The sequence below is a fragment of the Pseudonocardia hierapolitana genome (assembly GCF_007994075.1).
In the GTDB taxonomy this organism is placed as follows: domain Bacteria; phylum Actinomycetota; class Actinomycetes; order Mycobacteriales; family Pseudonocardiaceae; genus Pseudonocardia; species Pseudonocardia hierapolitana.
This window is the reverse complement of record NZ_VIWU01000001.1, coordinates 5,158,403-5,182,720: the sequence shown is the minus strand read 5'-3', so window position 1 is coordinate 5,182,720 and position 24,318 is coordinate 5,158,403. Positions and strand designations below refer to the sequence as shown.

General features: G+C 72.1%; 20 protein-coding genes and 1 pseudogene. 11 read left to right on the top strand and 10 right to left on the bottom strand.

The annotated features are described in order from the left end of the window. Positions 1–60 precede the first annotated feature (60 nt). The gene (locus FHX44_RS24665) at positions 61–1,089 is read right to left on the bottom strand and encodes an aldo/keto reductase (RefSeq protein WP_147257963.1); all 1,029 of its coding nucleotides are present in this window, start codon (positions 1,087–1,089) and stop codon (positions 61–63) included. A gap of 277 nt (positions 1,090–1,366) precedes the next feature. Continuing rightward, on the bottom strand, positions 1,367–2,272 hold the full coding sequence (locus tag FHX44_RS24660) for an AraC family transcriptional regulator (protein WP_147257962.1): 906 nt from the start codon (positions 2,270–2,272) through the stop codon (positions 1,367–1,369). A 128-nt stretch (positions 2,273–2,400) separates the two neighbouring features. Between FHX44_RS24660 and FHX44_RS24655 the strand changes: the two genes are divergently transcribed. From FHX44_RS24655 to FHX44_RS24645, 3 genes are all read left to right on the top strand, one after another. Next, complete coding sequence (locus FHX44_RS24655) at positions 2,401–3,045, top strand: TenA family protein (protein WP_147257961.1); 645 nt, start codon at positions 2,401–2,403, stop codon at positions 3,043–3,045. Positions 3,046–3,146: 101 nt separating this feature from the next. Then, entirely contained in the window at positions 3,147–3,728 is a 582-nt protein-coding gene (locus FHX44_RS24650) for a YceI family protein (RefSeq protein WP_147257960.1), read from the top strand. 46 nt (positions 3,729–3,774) lie between these two features. After that, complete coding sequence (locus FHX44_RS24645) at positions 3,775–6,351, top strand: carboxylate--amine ligase/circularly permuted type 2 ATP-grasp protein (protein ID WP_147257959.1); 2,577 nt, start codon at positions 3,775–3,777, stop codon at positions 6,349–6,351. Positions 6,352–6,394: 43 nt separating this feature from the next. Here the strand turns inward: FHX44_RS24645 and FHX44_RS24640 are convergent, their stop codons facing one another. Further along, complete coding sequence (locus FHX44_RS24640; protein WP_147257958.1) at positions 6,395–6,985, bottom strand: TetR/AcrR family transcriptional regulator; 591 nt, start codon at positions 6,983–6,985, stop codon at positions 6,395–6,397. A 109-nt stretch (positions 6,986–7,094) separates the two neighbouring features. On the opposite strand from FHX44_RS24640, the gene FHX44_RS24635 reads away from it, so the two are divergent. Both FHX44_RS24635 and FHX44_RS24630 read left to right on the top strand, forming a co-directional pair. Next, positions 7,095–7,877: an SDR family NAD(P)-dependent oxidoreductase gene (locus FHX44_RS24635; protein WP_147257957.1), complete on the top strand. Its 783-nt coding sequence runs from the start codon at positions 7,095–7,097 to the stop codon at positions 7,875–7,877. Between the two features lie 89 nt (positions 7,878–7,966). Next, positions 7,967–8,668 carry a YdcF family protein gene (locus FHX44_RS24630; protein WP_147257956.1) on the top strand — a complete coding sequence of 234 codons (702 nt, stop codon included), beginning with the start codon at positions 7,967–7,969 and terminating at the stop codon, positions 8,666–8,668. Here FHX44_RS24630 and FHX44_RS24625 read toward each other — a convergent pair. Beyond that, positions 8,637–9,437 carry an LLM class flavin-dependent oxidoreductase gene (locus FHX44_RS24625; RefSeq protein WP_147257955.1) on the bottom strand — a complete coding sequence of 267 codons (801 nt, stop codon included), beginning with the start codon at positions 9,435–9,437 and terminating at the stop codon, positions 8,637–8,639. The genes FHX44_RS24630 and FHX44_RS24625 overlap by 32 nt on opposite strands. Positions 9,438–9,542: 105 nt before the next feature. Here FHX44_RS24625 and FHX44_RS24620 point away from each other — a divergent pair, with 105 nt between their 5' ends. The 3 genes from FHX44_RS24620 to FHX44_RS24610 are packed head-to-tail and all read left to right on the top strand — an operon-like array spanning position 9,543 to position 14,386. Beyond that, the gene (locus FHX44_RS24620) at positions 9,543–11,324 is read left to right on the top strand and encodes an N-acetylglutaminylglutamine amidotransferase (RefSeq protein WP_147257954.1); all 1,782 of its coding nucleotides are present in this window, start codon (positions 9,543–9,545) and stop codon (positions 11,322–11,324) included. Between the two features lie 2 nt (positions 11,325–11,326). Beyond that, a complete protein-coding gene (locus FHX44_RS24615; protein ID WP_147261437.1) occupies positions 11,327–13,201 on the top strand; it encodes a S9 family peptidase in 1,875 nt (624 codons plus the stop codon). Between the two features lie 6 nt (positions 13,202–13,207). Beyond that, positions 13,208–14,386 carry a DNA glycosylase AlkZ-like family protein gene (locus tag FHX44_RS24610; RefSeq protein ID WP_147257953.1) on the top strand — a complete coding sequence of 393 codons (1,179 nt, stop codon included), beginning with the start codon at positions 13,208–13,210 and terminating at the stop codon, positions 14,384–14,386. Positions 14,387–14,390: 4 nt separating this feature from the next. Here the strand turns inward: FHX44_RS24610 and FHX44_RS24605 are convergent, their stop codons facing one another. Next, positions 14,391–15,920, bottom strand: coding sequence for a serine/threonine-protein kinase (locus tag FHX44_RS24605; RefSeq protein WP_147257952.1), 1,530 nt, complete (start codon positions 15,918–15,920; stop codon positions 14,391–14,393). A gap of 86 nt (positions 15,921–16,006) precedes the next feature. Next, positions 16,007–17,305 (bottom strand): MFS transporter, encoded by a 1,299-nt coding sequence (locus tag FHX44_RS24600; RefSeq protein WP_212612628.1) that lies wholly within the window; start codon positions 17,303–17,305, stop codon positions 16,007–16,009. A 95-nt stretch (positions 17,306–17,400) separates the two neighbouring features. Here FHX44_RS24600 and FHX44_RS24595 point away from each other — a divergent pair, with 95 nt between their 5' ends. Together FHX44_RS24595 and FHX44_RS24590 are read left to right on the top strand one after the other, a co-directional pair. After that, on the top strand, positions 17,401–18,279 hold the full coding sequence (locus FHX44_RS24595) for a LysR family transcriptional regulator (protein WP_147257951.1): 879 nt from the start codon (positions 17,401–17,403) through the stop codon (positions 18,277–18,279). A gap of 189 nt (positions 18,280–18,468) precedes the next feature. After that, positions 18,469–18,903 carry a CBS domain-containing protein gene (locus tag FHX44_RS24590; RefSeq protein WP_147257950.1) on the top strand — a complete coding sequence of 145 codons (435 nt, stop codon included), beginning with the start codon at positions 18,469–18,471 and terminating at the stop codon, positions 18,901–18,903. 12 nt (positions 18,904–18,915) lie between these two features. On the opposite strand, the gene FHX44_RS24585 is transcribed toward FHX44_RS24590, so the two are convergent. The 4 genes and pseudogenes from FHX44_RS24585 to FHX44_RS24570 all read right to left on the bottom strand — a co-directional run bounded on the left by FHX44_RS24585 (position 18,916) and on the right by FHX44_RS24570 (position 21,598). After that, positions 18,916–19,950: a hypothetical protein gene (locus FHX44_RS24585; protein WP_147257949.1), complete on the bottom strand. Its 1,035-nt coding sequence runs from the start codon at positions 19,948–19,950 to the stop codon at positions 18,916–18,918. Positions 19,951–20,080: 130 nt separating this feature from the next. Beyond that, a pseudogene (locus FHX44_RS43415) lies at positions 20,081–20,173 on the bottom strand (disulfide bond formation protein DsbA); the annotation flags it as partial. Between the two features lie 123 nt (positions 20,174–20,296). Further along, positions 20,297–20,674, bottom strand: a complete 378-nt coding sequence (locus FHX44_RS24575) for a PH domain-containing protein (protein ID WP_147257948.1) — start codon at positions 20,672–20,674, stop codon at positions 20,297–20,299. A 306-nt stretch (positions 20,675–20,980) separates the two neighbouring features. Continuing rightward, positions 20,981–21,598, bottom strand: coding sequence for a mycothiol-dependent nitroreductase Rv2466c family protein (locus tag FHX44_RS24570; RefSeq protein ID WP_246170564.1), 618 nt, complete (start codon positions 21,596–21,598; stop codon positions 20,981–20,983). Between the two features lie 162 nt (positions 21,599–21,760). Here FHX44_RS24570 and pepN point away from each other — a divergent pair, with 162 nt between their 5' ends. Next, complete coding sequence (gene pepN / locus FHX44_RS24565) at positions 21,761–24,298, top strand: aminopeptidase N (protein WP_147257946.1); 2,538 nt, start codon at positions 21,761–21,763, stop codon at positions 24,296–24,298. The last annotated feature ends 20 nt before the right edge of the window (positions 24,299–24,318 follow it).

Genomic DNA, 24,318 nt, shown 5'->3' with positions numbered 1-24,318 from the left:
TGCGATGCCAGCATGCCTAGGTCATCGCGTTGGGCCGCGGGGCCTCCGTGCGGCTGTCGCTCACGCTGCGGAGCGTTCGGCGACCGGCCGGCGACGCAGGCTCACGGTCGTGACGGGCGGCGGTGCGTAGGTCACCTCGTTGGGACCGGCGTCGGTACCGGGCGGGGCGACCTCGTCGATCCGGTCGAGGATCTCGTCGTCCAGGGTGACGTCGGCGCCGGCCAACAGGTCGTCGAACTGTTCCATGGTGCGCGGCCCCATGATGGCCGAGGTGACGCCGGGGTGAGCGATCGCGAACGCCATGGCGAGGTGGGTCATCGGCAGGCCCGCCGTCTCGGCGAGCGGGATGAGCTGTTCGACGACGTCGAGCTTGCGTTCGACGTCGAAGTGGTGCGGCATCAGGCCGTAGCGGTGGCTGTCGTACTGCTTGCCCTTCCGGAACCGTCCGGTGAGCAGGCCCTGGCCGAGAGGGCTCCAGACCAGCGTGCCCATGCCGTAGCGCTGGCAGACCGGCAGCACCTCGCGTTCGATGCTCCGATTGATGATCGAGTATGCCGGCTGCTCGGTCCGGAAGCGCTCAAGGCCACGACGCTCGGCGACCCACTGCGCCTCGACGATGTCGGAGGCGGGGAAGGATGACGTGCCGATGGCGCGCACCTTGCCGCTGTGAATCAGATCGGACAGCGCCGACAGTGTCTCCTCGATATCGGTTGTCGGGTCGGGGCGGTGGATCTGGTACAGATCCAGGTGGTCGGCCTGGAGACGTCGCAGAGAGTTCTCGACCTCGGAAATGATCCAGCGCCGTGAATTTCCCCGGTGGTTGGGATCATCGCTCATCGGCAGATGCGCCTTGCTGGCGAGTACGATGTTGTCGCGGCGACCCTTGAGGGCCTTTCCGACGATCTCCTCGGATTCACCGAGGGAATACGCGTCAGCAGTGTCGATGAAATTGATCCCCGCGTCCACAGCCTTGTGGATGATGCGAATCGATTCGTTGTGGTCGGAGTTTCCCATGCGCCCGAACATCATGGCACCCAGACAGTAGGCGCTGACCCGGATCCCGGTTCGGCCAAGTGTGCGGTACTTCATGTGTCGTATCCTTCGACTCGTCTTGTGCGCGCTCGTTGAATGATCAACCCGCCGCCTGGTGGTCCTGCTGCTGCGCATCGGACAACAGGCATGCCGGTCAGGTGCCAGCGGCCGTCGATGCGGCTGCGGTACTGCACACCTCTCCCCTTTGGCGCCACTCGGCGATCGTCCCGGAATCAGGGGAGCGTTCCGGTATCTCCATGCAAGCATCGCCGCCGACGGAAGGCTAGCAAGATGGTCTCGCTTCCTTGCACGATCCTCTTCGCTCAGAAGATCTTCATGGCAGCGCCGCGGCGACTGCGCCCGCCTCGTCGCGCATGCGAACCGCGTCGATGCTGGGCGGGACGCCGAATTGGCGGCGGTATTCCCGGCTGAACTGGGAGAGGTTGTCGTATCCGACGCGCCGGCTGACGCTGGTGACGTCGCGCGGCCGGTTCGCCAGCAGCAGCCTGGCCACCTGCAGCCGTATGTGCTTCTGGAACTGGATCGGGGTCATCGCGGTCACTGCCTGGAAGTTCCGGTGGAAAGCGGAAACGCTCATCCCCGAAAGCCGTGCCACTTCCTCGACCCGGAAGGGCTTGGTGTAGTTGTCCCGGATCCAGCCCACCGCGCGTCTGATGTGGCTCAGGCTGCTGTCGGCCAGGCCGAGTTGACGCACGAGGTGACCTTGTTCCCCGGTGATCAACCGCCACAGGATTTCGCGCTCGACCAACGGAGCCAGGGCCTTGCGGTCCCGTGGCCGGTCGAGCAGACGCAGCAGCCGCACGAGGGCGTCGAGCAACTCGTCCGGGGCGTCACCGACCGCGATTCCCGGTCCCGGGGCTCCGGGAGACCGCGGCAGGTCACCGGGTCCGGCGGCCAGCAGCAGCTCCGCGATGGCAGCGGGGTCCAGGGTCATCCCGAAGCCGAGTGACGCCTCGCCCGGCACCGTGTCGACGAAGTGGCCGGTCAGCGGGAGATCCACCGAAGCGACGAGGTACTGGCCTGCGCCGTATTCCACGACGCGGTCGCCCAGCGCCAGGCGCTTGCGACCCTGGGCGATGATCGCCAGCACCGTGCCGGACATCGCGGTCTCCGGTCCGACGGCGTGGTCGGCCCTGCAGATCCGGACGCTGTCGATCGCGGTGGTCCCGTCGGGGCGCACATGGCGGTCCAGCAGATCGCGAAGCTGGCCCAGCAACATGTCACGAATTCCAGCACACGATCCACCGGTGGCCGTCGGATGCGAGAGGATCGTGCAAGAACGCACGAGTTCTGTCACAACGGCGTGGAGGGCTCATAACGGCGGTTCGGATCACTAGGGTCGCCCCCGTGACGTTCTCAGCGCAGCTGCGGGAGATGACCGCCCCCACGTGGGACGCCGCCGTCGGGCACCGGTTCGTCGACGAGATCTGGCGCGGCGGTGTCGACACCGACGTGCTGACGACCTACCTCGTGCAGGACCACCAGTTCGTCGACGCGTTCCTCGCGCTGATGGGCGCGGCCGTGGCGTCGGCCGACCGCGCCGACGCGCGCGTGGTGCACGCCCGCCAGCTCGGGATCGTCGCGGGTCCGGAGAACGACTTCTTCGCCCGCGCGCTGGACACCCTCGACGTCCCGCTGGCCGACCGCACCGAGCCCGAACTGCTGCAGCCGACCAGCGACTTCATCGAGCTCATGGACGACGCCCGCCGCAGCGCCGACTACCCGTCGTGCCTCGCCGTCCTGCTCGTCGCCGAGTGGCTGTACCTGGAGTGGGCCACGCGCCCCGAGGAGACGCCGCCGGACGAGCCGCTGCAGGCCGAGTGGATCACCCTGCACAGCGGCCGCGCGTTCGCGGGATGGGTGGAGTTCCTGCGCACCGAGTTCGACCGCGTGTGCGCGGACCTGGAGCCGACGCACCGGGACCGGGTGCAGGAGCTGTTCGTCCGCGCCGTCGACCTGGAGCTGGCGTTCTTCGACGCGGCCTACACCTGACCCGGCGCGGGAGACGCGCGTCACATCCCTTCCCGTCGACCTCACATTCCGCCGGGCCCCGGTGTCGATGACGTACAGCCACCGACAACCGGAGGGAACCCATGCAGTCCGCTCCCGGCTCCGTCGCCGTCCCGGACTACCGGGCCGGCACCTGGAAGGCCGACCCGGCGCATTCCGAGATCGCGTTCTCCGTCCGGCACCTCATGATCAGCAAGGTGCGCGGCCGGTTCACCGGCTTCGACGTCACGATCGTCACGAGCGAGGACCCGATGGGCTCGTCGGCCACGGCGACGATCGACCTCGCGTCCGTCGACACCGGCAACGAGACGCGCGACAACCACCTCCGCTCCGCCGAGTTCCTCGACGTCGAGAAGCACCCGACGATGAGCTACCGATCCACCGGCATCCGGCGGGCCGACGACGGCTGGATCGTCGACGGCGACCTGACGCTGCACGGCGTCACCCGGGCCGTGCCTCTCACCGTCGAGATGAACGGGTTCGCCGCGGATCCCTGGGGCGGGCAGCGGGCAGGCTTCTCCGCGTCGGCGCAGGTCAACCGGCGCGACTTCGGCGTCGGCCCCACCGTCGCGGCCGACGGTGGTGGCGTCGCGCTCGGCGAGAAGGTGTCGATCACCCTCGAGATCCAGGCAGTCCTCCAGGAGCAGCTCCCGCCTCCCGTGTGACAACCGAGCAGCACGGACGTCACATCCGTGTGGCAGCGTCAACCCCATGAGTGACGTGCCGCTGCTCGGCGTCGAGGAGGAGTTCCACGTCGTCGACCTGGAGACCCGCCGCTCCGCACCGGAGGTCGACGCGCTGCTCGCCCAGCTGGACGGCACGGAGTTCGCCCCGGAGCTGCAGCGGTCGCTGGTGGAGACGAACACACCGGTGTGCGGCACGCTCGACGAGCTGCGCGGGCACATCAGGCGGCTGCGCAGCCGCCTCGAGGCCGTCGCCGAACCCCTCGGGCTGGGAGTCGTGGCCGCCGGCACCGTTCCGCTCGCCGAGACGGGCGGCGACGCCATCTCGGCCGGGGCCCGCTTCGAGAAGATGCAGCACGAGTACCAGATCCTGGTGCGCGAGCAGCACATCTGCGGCGCGCAGGTGCACGTGGACGTGCCCGACCGCGACCTCGCGGTGCAGGTCGTGCGCCGCGTCGCCCCGTACCTGCCGATCCTGCTGGCGATCTCGGCCAGCTCGCCGTACTGGAACGGCCGCGACTCGGGCTACGCGAGCTTCCGGTCGATGGTCTGGTCGCGCTGGCCCACCGCGGGCCCGCCTGCGCACGTCGAGACGGCGGCGGACTACGACGCGCTGGTCGCCGACCTCATCGCGTCCGGCACGATCAGCGACCCCGGGATGGTCTACTTCGACATCCGGCCCAGTGCCCACCTGCCCACCGTCGAGCTGAGGGTCTGCGACGCCTGCCCGGACGCCGAGGACGTCGTGCTGATCGCCGGGCTCTTCCGAGCCCTGGTCGGGAAGGCCCGGGCGGACGCGGAGGACGGCCTGCCGCTGCCCGACGTGCGCCACGAGCTGCTGCGCGCGGCGTCGTGGCGGGCGGCGCGCTCCGGGCTGGAGGGCGACCTCGTCGACCTCGTCGGGCCGTCCCTCGTCGCACCGCCGCTCCTGATCGGTCAGCTCGTCGACCAGCTGCGCCCGCAGCTGGAGGAGCTCGGCGACTGGGAGCAGGTGCTCGAGCTCTCGCAGGCGGCGCTCTCCCGCGGCAGCGCGGCGGCCCGCCAGCGCCGCGCGTTCGGCCGCAGGGGCGAGCTGAGCGACGTCGTGGACGTGCTGATCGCCCACACGCAGGGCCGCACGGTGCGCACCGAGCCACCTGCCACGGTGCCGAGCACCCCGCAGCTGCTCGTCGGCTACCACGCGGGCGGCGGTGAGCTGGCCGCGTTCGACGAGGCGGTGAGCGAGGGCGGCACCGTGCTGCCGCACTACGGGTGGATGTTCCGCACGCTCGATCGGCTGGGCACCCGCGGCATGGTGGCCGCAGAGTCGGCGCTGCGCACCGAGCAGCAGGCGCGCGGCGTCACGTTCCGGGTGGGCAACGGCGACACCGACCGGCTCTTCCCGCTCGACCTCATCCCGCGGATCATCACCTCCGAGGACTGGGAGAGCCTCACCGCCGGGCTCGCCCAGCGCGTGCGGGCCCTCGAAGCCTTCGTGCGCGACGTGTACGGCGAGCGCCGGATCATCGCCGACGGTGTGCTGCCGACCCAGGTCGTCGACGGCGCACCGGGCTGGAGCCGGCTGGGCAAGCTCGTGCCGGCCGACGCCGTGCGCATCGCGGTCGCGGGCATCGACCTCGTCCGCGACCGAGCCGACCACTGGTACGTGCTGGAGGACAACCTGCGCGTGCCCTCCGGCATCGGCTACGCGCTCATCAGCAGGCGGCTGATCCGCAGCGCGATGCCCGACCTGGAGCCGCCCGCGGGCGTCGTCGGGCTGGAGGCCGTGCCCGGCATGCTGCGCTCGGCCCTGCTCTCGGCCACCGAGCCGGACGCTCCGGGCCACGACGAGGTGGCACTGCTGTCCGCAGGCCCGTCCGACTCCGCGTACTTCGAGCACCGGCTCCTCGCCGACCGGATGGGCGTGCCGCTGGTGACCCCGCGCGACCTGCAGGTCACCGAGGACGGCGTCTACCTCGTGAGCACCGGGGCCCGGCGGAGGCTGTCGGCCCTCTACCGCCGCCTCGACGAGAAGGAGCTGCTCACGGCCACCGGCGCCGACATGCGCCCCATCGGGCGGGCGATCTCCAACGCGGTGGCCCGCGGCACCGTGGCCGTGCTCAACGCGCTGGGCAACGGGGTGGCCGACGACAAGCTCGTCTACGCCTACGTGCCGCAGATGATCCGGTACTACCTGGGCGAGGACACGCTGCTCGACAACGTCCCGACCTACCCGTGCGTCGACCCCGACCGGCGCGAGGAGGTGCTCGACCGACTCCACGAGCTCGTGCTCAAGCCCGTGGACGGCTACGGCGGGCAGGGCATCGTGATCGGCCCACAGGCCGACCGCGCCGAGCTCGCCGAGGTGGCGGAGAAGGTGCGGGCCGAGCCCGCGGGCTGGGTGGCACAGGACCTCGTGCAGCTGTCCACCCACCCCACCTTCGCGAACGACCACCTGGAACCGCGGGCGGTGGACCTGCGCGCCTTCGTGCTCCAGTCGCGGGTGGGCGACCGCACCGCCGTGGACGTCGCCCCGGCCGCCCTGAGCCGCGTGGCACCGGGCGGGAGCATGATCGTCAACTCCTCGCGCGGGGGCGGGGCGAAGGACACGTGGGTGCTGCGATGACCTGCACGAATCGGTGCCGCGCTCGTCGTGGCAGCGGGTCGGGTCAGAGTGGGGCGGCCGGGGTGCCGACCCCGCGGAGCAGGGTGTCGATCAGCTGGGTGGCGAGGGTGTCGATGTCGGGGTCGGACTCGGCGACGACGTCCTGGCAGGCCTCGTGGATCAGGGCGTAGTACACCCGGCGGGCCCAGACCGGGTCGACGTCGGCGCGCAGTGCCCCGGTGTCCCGCAGGCGCCGGAACAGCCGGTCGCACGTGTCGAGCATCCGGCACTGGATCTCCTCGACCTCGTCGCCCTTGGCGAGAGCGGTGTCCATCGCGAAGCCCCACGAGGTCTTCACCCGGAGCACGTTCGCGGTCGCCTGGTACAGCGCAACCAGGGGCGGCGCGGTGTCCGGGCGGGCCTCGTCGACGGCGGCTCCGAGCTGCCGGCTGGCCCAGCCCGCGAGTGAGGCGATCAGCGCTTCGCGGGTGCTGAACCGGCGGTGCACCGTCGTGCGCGCGACCCCTGCGGCGGCGGCGATCTCCTCCATCGTGGCCGCCGGATCGCGCGCGAGGACCCGCTCGGCCGCCTCCAGGATCGTCCGCACGGTCCGCTCTGCGTCCGCACGCAGAGGGCGGGTGCTGACGTCGCTCACCCTTGGAGCCTACTCGACTGTCTCGAATTCAGACATAGTTGCAACATCGTTGATGCAACTTGTACGTTCATGAGGTCAGTCACGACGCAACTCGAGAGAGGGGTCCAGCGTGGATCTCCAGTTGAAGGACAAGACCGCGCTCGTCACCGGTGCCAGCCGGGGGATCGGCCTGGCGACCGTCGAGCGGCTGGTCGAGGAAGGTGTCCGCGTCGTGGCGGCCGCCCGGACCGAGACGCCGGACCTGCAGCGCACGGGCGCGCACGTCGTACCGGTGGACCTGACCGATCCGGACGGGCCGGAGCGGCTGGTCGCAGCGGCCCGGCAGGAGCTCGGGGAGCTCGACCTGCTGGTGAACAACGTCGGCGGCGGTGAGGGCGACGCGACGGCAGGCTTCCTCGGGGTCGACGACCAGATGTGGCAGCAGATCTTCGGGCTGAACTTCTTCGCGACCGTGAAGACGACCCGGGCGGCGATGCCGAGTCTGATCCGCCGGCGCGGTGCCGTCGTCAACGTCTCGTCGAGCGGTGCGCGGATCCCGTCGGGCGGGCCGGTCGCCTACACGACCGCGAAGGCCGCGCTGACCGCTCTCGGCAAGGCGCTGGCCGAGGAGTTCGGACCGCAGGGCGTGCGCGTCAACACGGTGTCGCCCGGGCCGGTGCGGACGGCACTCTGGGAGCATCCGGAGTCCTACGGCGGCCAGCTCGCGGCCAAGCTCGGCGTACCGCACGACCAGCTGCTGGCAGCCCTGCCCGCACAGTCGGGGATGCTGACGGGGCGGCTCATCGAGGCCGGTGAGGTCGCTGACCTGATCGTGCAGCTCTGCTCGCCGCGCGCCGGCAGCATCACGGGCGCCGACCAGCTGATCGACGGCGGACTGGTGAAGAGCGCGTAGGGCCGACCCCGCGGACGCACCTCACGCCCACCACCCAGGGCCGGTGCGTGGCCGGTGGGCTCCCACCGATCCTCGAAGGACAGCACTCCTTGCCCCGTCAACGGATCACAGAGCAACAGCGACGTGACGCTGGAACGCTCTGGCGCTACCACCAGCTCGACCACCCGATACGTGCCTGCGATGCCGCCATCGGCCTCGGCAGCCATGATCTGGGAGTCGCCACGTGCGCGGCGGACCTCTACCTTCGCGGGCTGTTCCCGGTCGTCGTCTTCACCGGCAGCACCTCCGCCACGACCCGGGCGCGGTTCCCGCGTGGGGAGGCGGTCCACTACCGGGAGCACGCTCTCGCACTCGGCGTGCCGGGATCGGCGGTCCTCGTCGAACCGACGGCCACGAACACGGGCGCGAACATCACCAGGTCACGAGCAGTCCTGGAAGCGGCGGGCCACCACCCCGCGAGCGTTCTGCTGATTTGCAAGCCCTACGCCCAGCGCCGCAGCCACGCGACGATCCGCAAGCTGTGGCCGGAGGTGGACGTCGTGTGCGCCTCGGCACCGACCGGCTACCAGGACTACGTGGCGGCCATCGGGGACGAACATCTCGTCATCAGCATGATGGTGGGCGACCTGCAGCGGATCCTCGAGTACCCGGAGCGGGGGTTCACGGTTCCGCAGGAGGTGCCGCGAGCAGTCGAGGATGCGTATCGGCGACTTCGCGACGCGGGCTTCGACGCCCGTCGGGTACACGCGGGCGCCGCTGCTACCGGCCCCGCTTCGCGCAGGCCGCGATGAGCGGCAGCGGGTCGGGCGCCTCCCCGGTGGGCTGGAACACCACCGTGCTGGCCCCGACCTCGGCGAAGGTGGCGATCGACGCGTCGATCCGTTCCGCCAGGTCGGAGGAGGCGGTGTCGACCTCGACGAAGACGACCGTGTCGAACGGCCCGTCGGTCCGCCCGGCGGCCTTGCTCGCGGCCGCGGCGTTCGCCACCCCCTCCCGGACCTGGTCGAGGCTGAGCACCGAGTCGAGGATGACGCCGTCGGCCACCTCGCCCGCGAGGCTCACCGTCTTGGGCCCGCGCCCGCCGACGAGCAGCGGCGGCGGGGACGCGGGCGGCCAGTCGAGGGTGACGTCGCGCAGGTGGACGTAGCGCCCGTCGACGTCGACGGTGCGGCCGTGCAGGAGGTCGCGCACCGCGGTGGTGTACTCGCGCAGCAACGTCATCGGCGACGGGACGCGCGCGCCGACCTGCTCCATCCACTCCAGCACGCCGTGGCCGAGCCCGGGGCGGAACCGGCCGGGGAACATCCGGGCGACGGTGGCGATCTCCATCGCGGCGAGCGCCGGGTTGCGCAGCGGCACCGGCAGCAGCCCGACGGCGACCTGCAGCCGCTCCGTCCAGGCCAGCGCGGCGGTGGCCGTGCTGAGACCGCCCTCGCAGAAGCAGTCCTCCCACAGCCACAGCTGCGCGATGCCCGCCGCCTCCGCCGACAGCGCCACCTCGCGCAGCGCTTCGGGCGGGGACTGCGGGCGGAAGGTCACGCCGATCGTGGGATCCGTCATGCGCTGATCACACCACGGAGTCCGACACGAACCTGAAACACGCCCCACCTTGCGCACACCCCCCGCGCCGTCGTCCACTCGACTGTCGAGGAGCGGAGGACGGGCATGTGCGGTATCGCCGGCGAGATCCGGTTCGACGGCGCCGAGCCGGACGTGCCGGCGGTCGCGCGGATCACCGCCGAGATGCACCGCCGCGGCCCGGACGGGTCGGGCGTGTACGCCACGGGCGCGGTCGCTCTCGGGCATCGGCGGCTGAAGATCCTGGACCTGTCCGAGCGCGGCGCGCAGCCTATGGTCGACCCCGAGCTGGGCCTCGTCGCGGTGTTCAACGGGCTGATCTACAACTACCGCGAGCTGCGCGCCGAGCTCGAGGCCGCGGGTTACCGGTTCTTCTCGACCTCCGACACCGAGGTGCTGCTCAAGGCGTTCCACCGGTGGGGGCCCGCGTGCGTGGAGCGGTTCCTGGGGATGTTCGCGTTCGGGATCGTCGAGCGCGACAGCGGTGTGCTGACGCTCGGGCGCGACCGGCTGGGCATCAAGCCGCTCTACGTCAGCGAGGCGCCGGGGCGGCTGCGGTTCGCCTCGTCGCTGCCCGCGCTGCTCGCCGCAGGCGGGGTCGACACGACGATCGACCCGGTCGCCCTGCACCACTACATGACGTTCCACTCGGTCGTCCCGGCACCGCGCACGATCCTCGCAGGCGTACGCAAGCTGCCCCCGGCCACGGTCCGCACCGTCCGGCCGGACGGGAGCAGCAGCGATCGGGTGTACTGGCGCCCCGAGCACGTCCGGAAGCCCGAGCACGCCGGCATGAGCGCCCGCGACTGGAGCGACGCTTTGCTTGCGGCGCTGCGGCTCGCGGTGCGGCGGCGCATGGTCGCGGACGTCCCGGTGGGCGTGCTCCTGTCCGGAGGCCTGGACTCCTCGTTGGTGGTCGCGCTGCTGGCGCGGGAGGGCCAGACCGGGCTCGGGACGTTCAGCGTCGGCTTCCACGGCACCGCGGGCGAGGCGGGCGACGAGTTCTCCTACTCCGACCTGATCGCGCGCGAGTTCGCCACCGACCACCACAAGATCCTCGTCGACCCCGCGCGGATGCTGCCCGCCGTCGACGCCGCGATCGGCGCGATGGCCGAGCCGATGGTCAGCCACGACTGCGTGGCGTTCCACCTGCTCGCCGAGGACGTGTCGAAGTCGGTCACCGTGGTGCAGTCCGGCCAGGGCGCCGACGAGGTGCTCGCGGGCTACGACTGGTACCCGCCGCTCGCGGACGTGCCGCGGGAACGCGGGCCGGAGGCGTACGCGGCGGTGTTCACCGACCGTCCGCACGCCGAGCTGGCGGAGATCCTCGAACCCGAGTGGCTGCTCGACCACGATCCCAGCCGCGCGTTCGTCTCCGAGCACTTCGGCGCCCCGGGCGCCGACGAGACGCTCGACGCGGCACTGCGGCTCGACTCGACCGTCATGCTGGTGGACGACCCGGTGAAGCGGGTCGACAACATGACGATGGCGTGGGGGCTCGAGGCGCGGGTCCCGTTCCTCGACCACGAGCTGGTGGAGCTGGTCGCGGCCTGCCCGCCCGGGCTGAAGCTCGCCCACGGCGGCAAGGGGGTGCTGAAGGACGCGGCGCGCGGGGTGGTACCGGACGCCGTCATCGACAGACCGAAGGGGTACTTTCCGGTTCCGGCGATCAGGCACCTCGAAGGGCCGTTCCTGGACCGGGTGCGCGACGCCGTCACGGATCCGGTCGCGAAGGCGCGCGGCCTGGTGCGCCGGGACTGGCTGGACACCATGCTGGCCGACCCGAACACGAAGAGAACGAACCTGGGATCCAACGCGTTGTGGCAGGTGGCGCTGTTGGAGATGTGGCTGCAGGAAAGGGGGCTGTGAGGATGGAGCAAGCGGGGTTCACCGAGCGACGGCTCGCGCGACTCGGCGGCGCCACGGATGCGCCCGGGCTCTTCCCCGTGCGCTACTCCCATCCGGCCCCGTCACCGGACGGCGCACTGCTGGCCTGGATCTCCGACCGCGACGGCCGGCCGCGCGCCTGGGTCGCGCCCCTTCCGCCCGGCGGCAGGCAGGTGGTCGAACCGGACCGGCCGCTGCCCGCAGGCGGCGATGTCGAGACGATGTGCTGGTCACCCGACGGCCTGTGGATCGCCTGCCAGGTCGCGCCGCACGGCGGCGAACGCACCGGCGTGCAGGTGGTCTCGCCGGACGGCAGCCAGGTGCGTGACCTCGCACCCGGCGCGGCGGCCGCCACCCTCGGCGTCTGGTCGCCCACCGGCCGCCAGCTCGGCGTCACGATCTACGTGGAGGGCTCCGGCGACGGTCAGGCCTGCCTCGTCGACCTGCGCGACGGCACGTCCACCGTGCTCGCCTCCGGCCCGGCGGCCCGGGTCTGCGCGGTGAGCGGCGACGGCAGGCGCGCGGTCGTGCGGCTCGGCCCGCGCGGCGCCCGCAGGCTCGAGCTGGTGGACCTGCGCAGCGGCCGGCGCACCGAGCTCCTGCCCGGTGGCGCGAACGTCGCCGACGCCCGGTTCGGCGTCACCGGCCGGCAGCTGTACGTGCACACCGACGCGGGGCGCGAGCGTCCCGCGCTGCTCGCCGTCACGCTGCGCGGCTCCAGCGGCGTGTCCACCGTCTACCCCATCGCGGAACGTCCCGACGACGACCTCGACCTGGTGGCCCTCGACCCCGCGGGCGTACGCGCCGCGCTCTCGTGGAACGTCGACGGGCGCAGCGAGGTCGAGCTGCTCGACCTGCGCTCCGGCCTGCTCGAACCGGTCGTCCCGGTGCCCGGCGACGTCGTCACGAACCTCGCGTTCACCCTCGACGGCACGGCCCTGCTCGTCGCGAACGAGGGACCCGCGGTGTCCCCGCGGCTCTCGCGGATCGGGCTCGACGTGCACGGGGTCGCCACACCGCTGCTGCGCCCCGTCAAGCAGTTCGGCTCGAGGGACCTCGGAAGGACGCTCGTGGAGCCCACGCTGCACGAGTTCCGCGCCGAGGACGGGCTGCGCCTGTCGGGCTGGCTGTTCCGGCCGAGCGGCGCACTCGGCCCGCTGCCCACGCTGCTCTGGCTGCACGGCGGTCCCGAGGCGCAGGAGCGGCCCACGTTCCAGCCGCTGTTCCAGGCGCTGGTGGCCGAGGGCGTCGCCGTCTTCGCCCCGAACGTGCGCGGCTCCGGTGGCTATGGGCGCACGTTCACCACGGCCGACGACGGCGAGCGCCGCTTCGCCGCCATCACCGATGTTCGCGCGGCCGTCGACTTCCTGGTCTCGGCCGGTCTCGCCGACCCGGCCAGGGTCGGGGTCTCCGGCCGCTCGTACGGCGGCTACCTCACCCTCGCGGCGCTGGCCTGGTTCCCCGACCGGTTCGCCGTCGGCGTGGACGTGTGCGGCATCTCCGACTTCGCCACGTTCTACGCGCACACCGAGCCGTGGATCGCCGCCGCGGCCACCACCAAGTACGGCGACCCGCACGCCGACGCCGCCCTCCTACAGGAGCTCTCCCCGCTGTACCACGCCGACCGCATCGCCGCCCCCCTGCTGGTGGTGCACGGCGCGCACGACACGAACGTGCCGGTCGAGGAGGCCCGACAGGTGGTCGACGCGCTGCGCGAGCGCGGTGCGAGCCCGGGGTTCCTGCTGTTCGAGGACGAGGGCCACGAGGTGCACGGCACCGACAACCGGGTGGTGTTCGTCCGCGAGGTGGTGCGCTGGGTGACCGCACACCTGATGGGACTGTCCGAGCAGACCGCCTGAGCCGGGATGGCCGACGAAGCGACGCTGCGGGCGTGGTGGCACCACCGGCAGGGCCTCGACGGGCACCTGACCGGGCTCGCCGCCGCCGACGTGCTGGCCCGCACGGGGTGGGCCCGTTCGGTGGGCGGCTCCGCGCCGTACCTCACGCTGTTCGCGCGCGCCGGGATCGGTCGGGACGAGGTCGACGAGGCGGTCGCCGCCCAGGAGATCTGCGAGCTGCCGTCCGCACGCGGATGCACGTACGTGCTGCCCGCCTCCGACTTCCCGATCGGGCTCACCTGTGGCGCTGGCACCGCCGAGGCCGAGCTCGCGGCGGCGGTGAAGCACCTCGGCGTCACCCGGCCCGAGGTCGGGGAGCTGTGCGACGCAGTGCTGCGCATGCTGGAGGGTGCCGGCCGGCCGCTGGAGCCGTCGGCCCTGCGGCGCGAGCTCGGCCCGGCCGTCCGCAACCTCGGCGAGGCCGGCAGGAAGCGCGGCACCACCTCCACGCTCCCGCTCGCACTCGGCCTGCTGCAGGCACGCGGCCGGATCCGCCGGATACCGGTGAACGGGCGACTCGACGAGCAGCGGTTCGGGTACGTGCCGTGGGTCCCGTCGCCGCTCGTCGACGCGCCGAGCGGCGAGGCGGCCCGCACTGTGCTGGCCGCCCGCTACTTCCACTGGGCCGGTCCCGCGTCGCTGAAGCACTTCCGCTGGTTCTCCGGGTTCGGCGCGGCGGCCGCGGCGGCCGCCGTCGCGCCACTCGGTCTGGTTCCGGTCGGCGACCTGCTGGCGCTGCCCGAGACCGCCCGCGAGCTGGCGGCCTTCGAGCCGCCGGACGAACCGTCGTACGCGCTGGTCAGCTGGATCGACGGCATCCACCTCCTGCACCGCGACCTGGGGCGGTTGCTCGATCCCGTCGACGCGGCGCGTCCGGAACCGGCGTCCACCCGCGGGCGCACGCTGGGCGAGCTCACCGACCCGCCGTGCCAGCTGATCGTGGACCGCGGTCGGGTGGTCGGGCTGTGGGAGTACGACCCGGAGGCGCGGGAGGTGGTGCGGCAGCTGTTCGTGCCGGAGGACGACGCCCTGCGCGCGGCCGTCGAGCGCACCGAGGAGTTCGCCCGCGAGCAGCTCGGCGACGTGCGCGGCGGGAGCCTCGACTCGCCCGCCTCCCGCGTGCCGCGCCTGGACGCGTTGCGGTAGCGCTTTACAGGCGGCTGAACGACTCGATGATCGTCTGGCCGTCGGAGCCGGTGCCCATCACGAACCGGTACGGCTCGCTCGATGTGGAGCCGTCGCGGCGGGTGAACACGACCGTGCCCTCGACGGTGCTGTCGCTGGTGCGGCGGACGTTCTGGAGGTTCACCGACGCCATCTCCGACCAGAAGCGGTCGTAGCCGCCTCGCCCGTTGGACTGGCGCTGTGCCTCCGAACCGAGCAGCTGCCACGCCGAGTCGGTGTCGCCGGGCAGCAGGCCGTAGTAGCTCTGCACGAACGCGACCGGGTCGGAAGGGGGCGTCGACGGCGATGTGGGCGCGGTGGTCGGCGCTGTCGTGGCCGGCACGGTGGTGGCCGGGGGCGGCGTGGACGCCGCCGGGTCGCTGGTCGGTGCGGGGACGGCGGGTGCGCTGGTGGCAGGCAGGGCGGCCGGGGTGCCCCCGGACTCGGCGCCCCCGCCGCTGGTGAGGATCGCCGCGGTGACACCGGCGCCGAGGGCCAGCACGGCGACCAGTACACCGAGGAGCACCGGTGTCCGCCGGTTGCGCCGGGGCCCGGGACGGCCCGGCGCCGGGCTCGGCAGGTCCGACAGGGTGGGCGGCCCGGACTTGGCGGGCGGCGTCATCACGGCGGTGCTCGCCGGCGTGGCCGCGAGCGGCGCGAGCCCGGCGTCGCCGCCGGTACCGATGGCCGCGAACGCGTCGCGGGCCTGCGCGGCCGACGGCCGGTCCTCGGGCTCCCGGCTCAGCAGCCGCATGATCACGTCGATGACCGGGCCCTCCTGCTTCGGCGGCCGCACCTGCTCGGTGGCGACCTTGTGCAGCAGGGCGTAGGCGTTGTCGTCGAGCCCGAACGGCGGAGTGCCCTCGGCGGCGGCGTAGAGCGTGGCGCCGAGCGCGAACACGTCGGACGCGGCCGTCGGGGTGAGCCCGCGCGCCACCTCGGGGGACAGGAACGCGGGCGTACCGGCGATCAGGCCGGTGCGGGTGAGCTGCACGTCGTCGACGGCGCGGGAGACGCCGAAGTCGGTGAGCTTGACCCGGCCGTCGTCGGCGATCAGCACGTTGCCCGGCTTGACGTCGCGGTGGGTGACCCCGGCGAGGTGTGCGGCGGCCAGGCCGTCGGCCACCTGGCGGCCGATGTCGGCGACCTGCTCCGACGGCAAGGGGCCCTTCTCGCCGAGCAGCTGGGCCAGCGACCGCGACGGCAGGTACTCCATCACCAGCCACGGCCGGTCCTCGTGCACCACGACGTCGAACATGCTGATCACGTGCGGGTGCTGCAGCCGCGCGCCGATCCGGCCCTCACGCAGGATGCGCTGGCGCGACACCTCGAGCGCGTCGATACCCGCCGCGGTGGGTGGCGCGGCGGCCGCGAGCAACTCCTTCACCGCCACCGTGCGGTTGAGCAGCTCGTCGGTGCCTCGCCAGACCGCACCCATGGCACCGGCGCCGATGCGCTCGTCGAGCCGGTAGCGGCCGCCGACGCGGACGGGGGTGTCATCGGATGCGGGGCTCATCGCCCGCAAGGGTAGCCAGGAGCGCTGAGAGCATGCTTAGCACGGGGCACACCCCCGGTCGAGTGAGCACGGATAGCCCAGAAGGGCTAACGGCGACGCCGGGAGAGTGCCCACAGGAGTGCGGTGACACCAGAGGTGAGAGCGGCGCAGAGGAAGGCAGGACCGTCGGCGAGGGTGCCCATCACCGCGACGCCGACGGTCGCGCCCGTCTGGCGGACCGCGTTCAGCAGGCCGCTCGCCCTTCCGGCAGTGCCCGGCGGGGCGGCCGCCACCACGACCGTGACAAGGGCGGGCAGCGTCAACGACACCCCGGTGCCGATCAGGAGCAACCCCGCGGCGAGTACCGGGTACTGCGCCTCCGGCCAGGCCGCGAGCAGGGCCGGGCCCGCCGTGAGCAGCACGAGCCCGGTGAGGACGGGCAGCCCGGGACCGCGAGCGGCCACGACGCGCGCCGTGAACACCGGCCCGGCCGCGGTCGGGAGCGTGAGGGGCAGGAACGCGAGGCCCGCCTGCAGCGGAGTGAGGTGGTGGGCGCCCTGCAGGAGCAACGTGGTGGTGAACAGAACGCCTGCGAGCGCGAGGTTGACCGCCGCACCTGCCAGCAGGCCGGGGCCCACCCCCGGCGCGCGCAGGAGTGCCGGCGGGACGGTGGGCGTCTCGCTGCGCCGCTCCCAGCGGACGAACAGCAGAGCCCCGATCACCGCAGGCACCACGGCGAGCGGCTGCGCGGCGACGACCCCCTCCGTCACGGAGGCGAGGACGAGGCACGCGGCGAGCTGCTGCCGCCAGCCGACCCGGCCGGACATCGGGCGGTCGAGCCCGCCGACGCGCCCGGTCAGGACCAGGCTCAGCGCGGCGAGCGGGACGTTCACGAGGAAGACGGCCCGCCAGCCGCCCAGGTCCACGAGCACCCCACCGGTGAGCGGCCCGGCGACGAGCGCGGTGCCCGTCGTGGCCGCCCAGGCGCCGAGCGCCCTCGCCCGGCGCGCCGGATCCGGGTACAGCTGCGTGATCAGCGCGAGCGAGCTCGGCAGGCATGCCGCACCGGCCACCCCGAGCAGCGCGCGCAGCCCGATCAGGACGCCCGCCGTGGGCGCGCCCGCGCAGACCAGCGACAGCAGGCCGAACGCCCCGACGCCCCAGCGGAAGACGCGCGAGGCACCGAGGCGGTCCGCCGCCGCGCCGCCGCCGAGGAGGAACGCGGCGAACGTGACGGTGTAGGCGTCGACCACCCACTGCTGTTCGGCGAGCGACCCGCCCGTCGAGACACGGAGATCGGGGAGGGCGACGGTCAGGACCGTCGTGTCGAGGAGAACGAGGAAGTACGCGAGGGAGATCCCCAGCAGGCGCGGGGTGGAGGCCCGGGTGGCCGGAACGGTCGTCACGCCGCCGACTCTGAAGACGGTCGACGCCCTCACCAACCGGGCGGCCCGGACAGCGCGTTCGGTGTTCCCGAACGCGCGCGACCTAGGCTGAGCACGTGGACCTGCGTCACCTGCGCGTCTTCCTGGCCGTCGCCGAGACGGGCACCGTGGCGGCCGGCGCCGAGCGCGCCGGGCTGTCCCGCGCCACCGTCTCCGAGCAGGTCCGCGCCCTCGAGGGCACGCTCGGCGTCGCGCTCTTCGAGCGCAGGCGTGACGGGATGGCGCTCACCGGGCCGGGCAGGAGGCTCGTGCCCGCCGCGCGGCAGCTGCTGGAACACGCCGACGCCGTGCGCCGCCTCGTCACCGGCGTCCCCGCGACCGTCCGGGTGGGCGCGCTGGAGACGCTGGTCGCCACCCGGCTCCCCGCCGTGATCGCCCGGCTCGCCGACCGGCGACCCGACCTCCGACTCGACGTGGCGTCGATGATGCGCGGGCCGCTCCTGCGGGCCGTCGCCACCGGCGAACTGGACGCCGCGCTCCTGCTGGACGCCGGGACATCCCTCGGCGAGCTCGGATTCGACGCCGGGGGTGGTGCGCTGCAGTTCGTCGACATCGGCACGGTCCGGCTGCACCTCGCCGCGCGGCCCGGGCACCCGCTCGCGACGGCCGGGCCGCTCGCGCCCGCGGACCTGGCCGACGAGCCCGTGCTCGTGACGCCGCCCGGCTGCTCATTCCGCATGGCCGCCGACCGGCTCCTCGGCGACGGCGGCCGGCGCACCGAGCTCGCCAGCGTGTCCACCGCGAAGGCCTGGGCGGGGCAGGGCATCGGCGTAGCGCTGCTGCCGGACTTCGCGGTGGCAGGCGAGCTCACCGACGGCACCCTCGTGTCGCTCCCGTTGCAGGGCCCCCCGGTGGAGCTGGCCCTGCGCCTCGTCTGGCGCGGCGCCGACGAGAGCCGCGAACTGCGTGACGCGCTCTATGCAATTGCGTCTTGATCAGAGAGGTCCCGGCCGCACCTACCGTTCGGCGCACAGGATCAGGCATCGGTGACGGACCGTGCGTCTTTCCGGTGACGACGCCCTCGCGTGGAGGCGGGACGGGCCCCGCGGGGGCACGATGGTCACACCGCGCAGCGCGGGCGGGCGCTGGGCGAACTCACCGCAGCCGGCAGCGAAGGGGAGAAGATGAAGATCGCCGACATCCTCGACACCAAGGGATCCACCGTTCACTCCGTGCTGCCGTGGCTCACGGTGTCAGAAGTCGTCGAGCGCCTCGGGAGGCTCGAGATCGGGGCCGTGCTGGTGTGCGACGAGCACGGCGCCATGAAGGGCATCGTGTCCGAGCGGGACATCGTCCGGAGCCTGCGCAAGCACGGCACCGCCCTGCTCACGATGCCCGTGAGCGAGGTGATGACCCGCTACGTCCAGACCGCCGGCCCGGAGGAGACGGTCGCCCACGCGATGGCCCGGATGACCTCGGGCCGCTACCGGCACCTCCCGGTCGTCGAGGGCGGCCGCCTCGTGGGCATGGTCAGCATCGGTGACCTGGTCAAGCACCGGGTGCGCGAGATGGAGCTGGAGACGGGCGTCCTGCGCGACGCGCTGATCGCCCGCTACTGACCCGTCCGCGCCCTACTGCTGGTCGCCGACGATCTGGTCGAGCCGGGTGGGGGTGTTGCTGTCGAGCGCGTCGAGCACGAGGCCCAGGCGCTGGCTGAAGCCGGTCACCATCCCGTCGAGCGTGATCCGGGTCTTCAGCCCGGCCTGGAAGATCGGATCCTGCGGTATCTCGAGGGTGAAGTTGTCGAACTGCTGCAGGCCGTCGAACGCCATCTCGAGGGTGAGCAGCGGGCTGAAGTGCCCGCCGCCGGCCAGCAGGTGCTTGAGCGCGTTCAAGGCGCGGGTCAGTCGGTCCGCATCGACCGCGCCGGACCCCCGCTCCATCTCGACGAGCCTGGTGAGGCCCGTGCGGAGGTGCAGGTCGGCGTTCTCGTAGTTGCGGGGCTCCACCTCGCACAGCAGGACCCCGAGGCGGAACCGCGTCTCCTGCGCCGCCAACCGGCCCTCGACGGCGTGCGGTGGGATGAACTGCTCCGAGTCGAGCGTCACATCGGCGAGCGCGAGTGCCACCAACCGCACTCCGGTGTTGTCGATCCGCTGCAGCAACGCCATCAGATCGGCAGCGGATGTGTGGAGCTCGGTGGCGAATCGGAGGTAGGGCCAGGTCAGCTCCGAGATCATCTGGATCTTGCGGTCCGCTGGCGCGTCGGCGAGCGGCTTCAGCCGGTCGCTCTGCTTCTTGCCGGCCTCGAAGATGCGCAGCAGCATGTCGTTGGCCGGGAAGGGCGTCGCCGGCTGTTCGGTCGCGTCGTGGACGATGGCCAGCTGCAACGCCCGCATCCAGAAATGCACGGTGAGGTCGAGCTGCTCGCCGCCCAGTGCCGCCTCGCCACAGGTCCAGAGGACGTTGGGCGCTGCGGCGACCGTCGCGTCGTGGCGAGCGAGGCAGTCGAGGGCGAACGGGACGAGTTCGCGCCGGGCCAGATCGAGGGCGGTGCCCGGCGCCCCCGAGCTGAGCCGGCCGGATACCTGCTGTGCGATCTGGTCGAGCTCGGCGAGTTCGGTATGACGGCTCGGCTGCCGTCTCGCCTTTCGAAAGAAACTCATGCTGGCCCCCCGGAACGGCGTCGTGTAGCTCCGCCTGATCAGCATGGCATTCCCCGGAGCGTCCGCAGAACCCTCGACGAGGCCGCCGGCGCGGCACCGGGGCCTTGATAGGTGGTCGGGTGCCCACATCCAGGCCCACCGGATCCGTGCCAGGCCGGTGGCTCGCCCCGAGTTCCTCGTCGTAGTCGGTGCTGGTGGCAACCTCGGCGAGGGAGGGCGGCAGGAGCTCGAGACAGGCGTCCTCCGCGACGCCCTGATCACCCGCTACCGACCCTCGAGGTCAGCGAAGCCACTTTCATGTCATCTCGTGGCGTGAAAGTGGCTTTGCTGACGTCGGGGTCGGGGATCAGCGCGTGACGAACGCGCTCAGGAGTGCCTGCACCTCGTAGACGTCGACCCCTTTGCCGAACTGCTTGGCGATGGGCGTCGGGCTGCCGGAGAGCCAGATCTTCAGCTCGGCGTCCAGATCGAACGTACCCGCAGTCTCCACGCTGAAGTGCGTGATGCTCCGGTACGGCACGGTGTGGTACTCGACCTTACGTCCGGTCATACCCTGCTTGTCGACGAGAATGAGCCGGCGGTCGGTGAACAGGAACGCGTCCCGCACGAGCTGGTACGCCGCGTGCACCTGCTCCCCGTGAGCCAGGAGCCGGCCATACTCCCGTGCCGCCGCGGCCGGGTCGATTCGGGACGCATTGCCGATGATGCCGTCGAGGATTCCCACGCCGGGGCACTCTCCGATCCGTGGTTGGGGAGCCGAGACCTGTGTGGATCTCGTGCTCCTCTGCTGATGCGTTAACCGGCCCTGCCAGCTTCACGCCGAGGGCCCCATCCCGGCTCCAGTGGCGCACCGCAAGTCGGCCGACGCGACCCGTGGACGGCGCGCATGGCCGAGAACAGGGTGCGTCCGCCGAATCGAGGTGCGCGAGCAGTCCCTCTGACGTACCTCGCCTCCGGCCCGCACCCCCTTCTCGGCCCACGCGCCCATCGACGAGGCGCGTGGGCGGAAACGGGGTGCGGTTCGGGCCGGCTAGTCGAACGCCGGGTCCTCCGTGCGGGTGCGCTTCAGCTCGAAGAAGTGGGGGTAGGACGCGAGCAGGCGGGCGCCGTCGAAGACGCGACCGGCGTCTTCGCCCCGCGGGATGCGGGAGAGCACAGGGCCGAAGAAGGCCGTCCCGTCGACGTGGATGGTCGGAGTGCCGACGTCGAGGCCCACCGGGTCCATGCCGCGGTGGTGGCTCGCCTTGAGCTCCTCGTCGTACTCGGTGCTGGTGGCGGCCTCGGCGAGGGCGGGGGGCAGGCCCAGCTCGGCGAGCGCCTCCTTGATCACGACGTCGAAGTCCTTGTTGCCCTGGTTGTGGATGCGGGTGCCGAGGGCGGTGTAGAGCGGTTCGAGGATCTCGTCACCCTCGGCGCGGGCGGCGGCGATCGCGACGCGGACCGGGCCCCATCCGCGGTCCATCACCTCGCGGTAGCGCTCGGGCAGGTCACGGCCCTCGTTGAGCACGGAGAGGCTCATGACGTGCCACTTGAGCTCGATGTCGCGGACCTGGCGCACCTCGAGCATCCAGCGGGACGTGATCCACGCCCACGGGCAGAGCGGGTCGAACCAGAAGTCGACGCGGGCGGTCTCACCGGCACTCGTCACGGCCACTCCTCGGGTCAGGTGCTCGCTGTTCCCCGGCACCAACCCGATGGGTGTACCCGGCATTCCGTGACGTGCCCGATCTCGACGGCGCGCGCCGAGCTCACGTGGTTGGATCGGCAGCCAGTCCGAGCCGTCCCACCGACCCAGGAGTGCCGAGTCCGTATGGCCCCTCCCAACCTGACCCGCACCGACGCCGAGCGCCGGGCCGCGCTGCTGGAGGTCGTCGACTACGCCGTCGAGCTCGACCTCACCGACGGCGCTGGAAAGCCGGGCGACGCGACGTTCGCCACCACGACGACCGTCCGCTTCCGCTGCGCCGAGCCCGGCGCCGAGAGCTGGATCGACTTCGTGGGTGCCGGGGTCGCCGAGGCCACGCTGAACGGCGAGCCGCTCGACGTGTCCGGCTACCGCGAGGAGGACGGGATCGCGCTGCCCGGGCTCGCCGCCGACAACGAAGTGCGGGTCGTGGCCACCGGCCGGTACATGAACACCGGTGAGGGTCTGCACCGGTTCGTCGACCCGGTCGACGGCGCCGTCTACCTGTACTCCCAGTTCGAGACGGCCGACGCGAAGCGCATGTTCGCCTGCTTCGACCAGCCCGACCTCAAGGCGCGCTACACGCTCACGGTCACCGCGCCGCAGGACTGGAAGGTCGTCTCCAACGCGGCCGCCGAGAGCGTCGCGGACGGAGTGCACCGGTTCGCCACCACCGAGGTCATGAGCACCTACCTGGTGGCACTGATCGCGGGCCCGTACAGCGAGTGGCGCGACGAACACGACGGGATCCCGCTCGGCATCTACTGCCGCGCCTCGCTCGCCGAGCACATGGACGCCGAGCGGCTGTTCACCGAGACCAAGCAGGGTTTCGACTTCTACCACCGCAACTTCGGGGTGCGGTACCCGTTCGGCAAGTACGACCAGCTGTTCGTGCCCGAGTTCAACGCGGGCGCCATGGAGAACGCGGGCGCGGTGACGTTCCTCGAGGACTACGTCTTCCGCTCCCGCGTCACCCGCTTCCTCTACGAGCGCAGGGCCGAGACCGTGCTGCACGAGATGGCGCACATGTGGTTCGGCGACCTGGTCACCATGCGCTGGTGGGACGATCTGTGGCTGAACGAGTCGTTCGCCACATGGGCGTCGGTGATCTGCCAGGCCGAGGCCACCGAGTACCGCAACGCGTGGACCACGTTCGCGAACGTGGAGAAGTCGTGGGCCTACCGGCAGGACCAGCTGCCCTCCACGCACCCCGTCGCCGCCGACATCCCGGACGTGCAGGCCGTCGAGGTGAACTTCGACGGCATCACGTACGCCAAGGGCGCGTCAGTGCTCAAGCAGCTCGTCGCGTACGTCGGGCTGGAGCCGTTCCTCGCGGGCCTGCGCACCTACTTCCAGCGGCACGCGTGGGGCAACGCCACCTTCGACGATCTGATCAAGGCGCTCGAGGAGTCGTCGGGCCGCGACCTGTCCGACTGGGGAACCCAGTGGCTGAAGACCACGGGGCTGAACCTGCTGCGCCCGTCGTTCGAGCTGGACGACGAGGGCCGGTTCACCCGGTTCGCCGTGGTGCAGGGCGGCGCGCGGCCCGGCGCGGGCGAGCTGCGCACCCACCGGCTCGCCGTGGGCGTCTACGACGACCGCGACGGCAAGCTCGTGCGCACCCACCGCGTCGAGGTCGACGTGTCGGGCGAGCGCACCGAGGTGCCGGAGCTCGTCGGGGTGCCCCGGGGCAAGCTCGTGCTGGTCAACGACGACGACCTGACCTACTGCGCCCTTCGCCTCGACCCGGGGTCCCTCGCCACGCTCGTCGACCGCATCGGCGACATCGCCGAGCCGCTGCCCCGCACGCTGTGCTGGTCGGCCGCATGGGAGATGACCCGCGAGGCCGAGCTCAAGGCGCGCGACTTCGCGGCGCTGGTGGCCGGCGGGTTCGGCGCCGAGTCCGAGGTGGGCGTGGTGCAGCGGCTGCTGATGCAGGCGCAGACCGCGGTGGCGTCCTACGCCGACGAGCAGTGGGCCGCTGAGCGCGGCTGGCCGATGCTGGTCGACGCGCTGCTGTTCCGCCTGGACACCGCGCCCGCGGGCTCCGACGCGCAGCTGGCGGTGGTCAACGCGCTCACCGGCAGCGTCCTCTACACGACGGTGCTCGACGGGATGCGCGGCTGGCTGGACGACGTCGACGTGCCGGACGGGCTGACCGTCGACACCGACCTGCGCTGGCGGCTCCTGCACGCGCTGGTGGCGCACGGCTACGCCCGTGAGCCGGAGATCGACGCCGAGCTGGAACGCGACCCCACCTCCACCGGGCAGCGGCAGGCCGAGCGCGCCCGCGCGCTGATCCCGACGGCCGCGGCCAAGGAGCGGGCCTGGACCCGGGCCGTGCACGACGACGACATCCCGAACGCCGTGCAGGAGGCGATCATCAGCGGCTTCTCGCACCCGGTCCAGCGCGGGCTGCTCGGCGGGTACGTGGAGCGCTACTTCGCCGAGGTGGCCGAGGTGTGGTCCCGGCGCACGAGCGAGCGGGCCCAGCAGGTCGTGGTGGGCCTGTTCCCGTCGTGGTCGGTGGACAAGTCCACGGTCGAGGCCGCCGACGCGTGGCTGGCCGACGAGTCCCACCCGCCCGCCCTGCGCCGCCTGGTCTCCGAAGGCCGGGCCGGCATCGTCCGCGCGCTCGGCGCACGGGAGTTCGACAAGTCCTAGCCCCACCCGCGCACGTTCCG

Excerpts from the sequence above, each read along its gene's own strand:
- FHX44_RS24665 (WP_147257963.1), bottom strand. The coding sequence starts at position 1,089 with ATGAAGTACCGCACACTTGGCCGAACCGGGATCCGGGTCAGCGCCTAC.
- pepN (WP_147257946.1), top strand. The coding sequence starts at position 21,761 with ATGGCCCCTCCCAACCTGACCCGCACCGACGCCGAGCGCCGGGCCGCG.
- FHX44_RS24625 (WP_147257955.1), bottom strand. The coding sequence starts at position 9,437 with ATGACGGATCCCACGATCGGCGTGACCTTCCGCCCGCAGTCCCCGCCC.
- FHX44_RS24610 (WP_147257953.1), top strand. The coding sequence starts at position 13,208 with ATGGCCGACGAAGCGACGCTGCGGGCGTGGTGGCACCACCGGCAGGGC.
- FHX44_RS24605 (WP_147257952.1), bottom strand. The coding sequence starts at position 15,920 with ATGAGCCCCGCATCCGATGACACCCCCGTCCGCGTCGGCGGCCGCTAC.
- FHX44_RS24585 (WP_147257949.1), bottom strand. The coding sequence starts at position 19,950 with ATGAGTTTCTTTCGAAAGGCGAGACGGCAGCCGAGCCGTCATACCGAA.
- FHX44_RS24650 (WP_147257960.1), top strand. The coding sequence starts at position 3,147 with ATGCAGTCCGCTCCCGGCTCCGTCGCCGTCCCGGACTACCGGGCCGGC.
- FHX44_RS24590 (WP_147257950.1), top strand. The coding sequence starts at position 18,469 with ATGAAGATCGCCGACATCCTCGACACCAAGGGATCCACCGTTCACTCC.
- FHX44_RS24660 (WP_147257962.1), bottom strand. The coding sequence starts at position 2,272 with ATGTTGCTGGGCCAGCTTCGCGATCTGCTGGACCGCCATGTGCGCCCC.
- FHX44_RS24645 (WP_147257959.1), top strand. The coding sequence starts at position 3,775 with ATGAGTGACGTGCCGCTGCTCGGCGTCGAGGAGGAGTTCCACGTCGTC.
- FHX44_RS24620 (WP_147257954.1), top strand. The coding sequence starts at position 9,543 with ATGTGCGGTATCGCCGGCGAGATCCGGTTCGACGGCGCCGAGCCGGAC.
- FHX44_RS24615 (WP_147261437.1), top strand. The coding sequence starts at position 11,327 with ATGGAGCAAGCGGGGTTCACCGAGCGACGGCTCGCGCGACTCGGCGGC.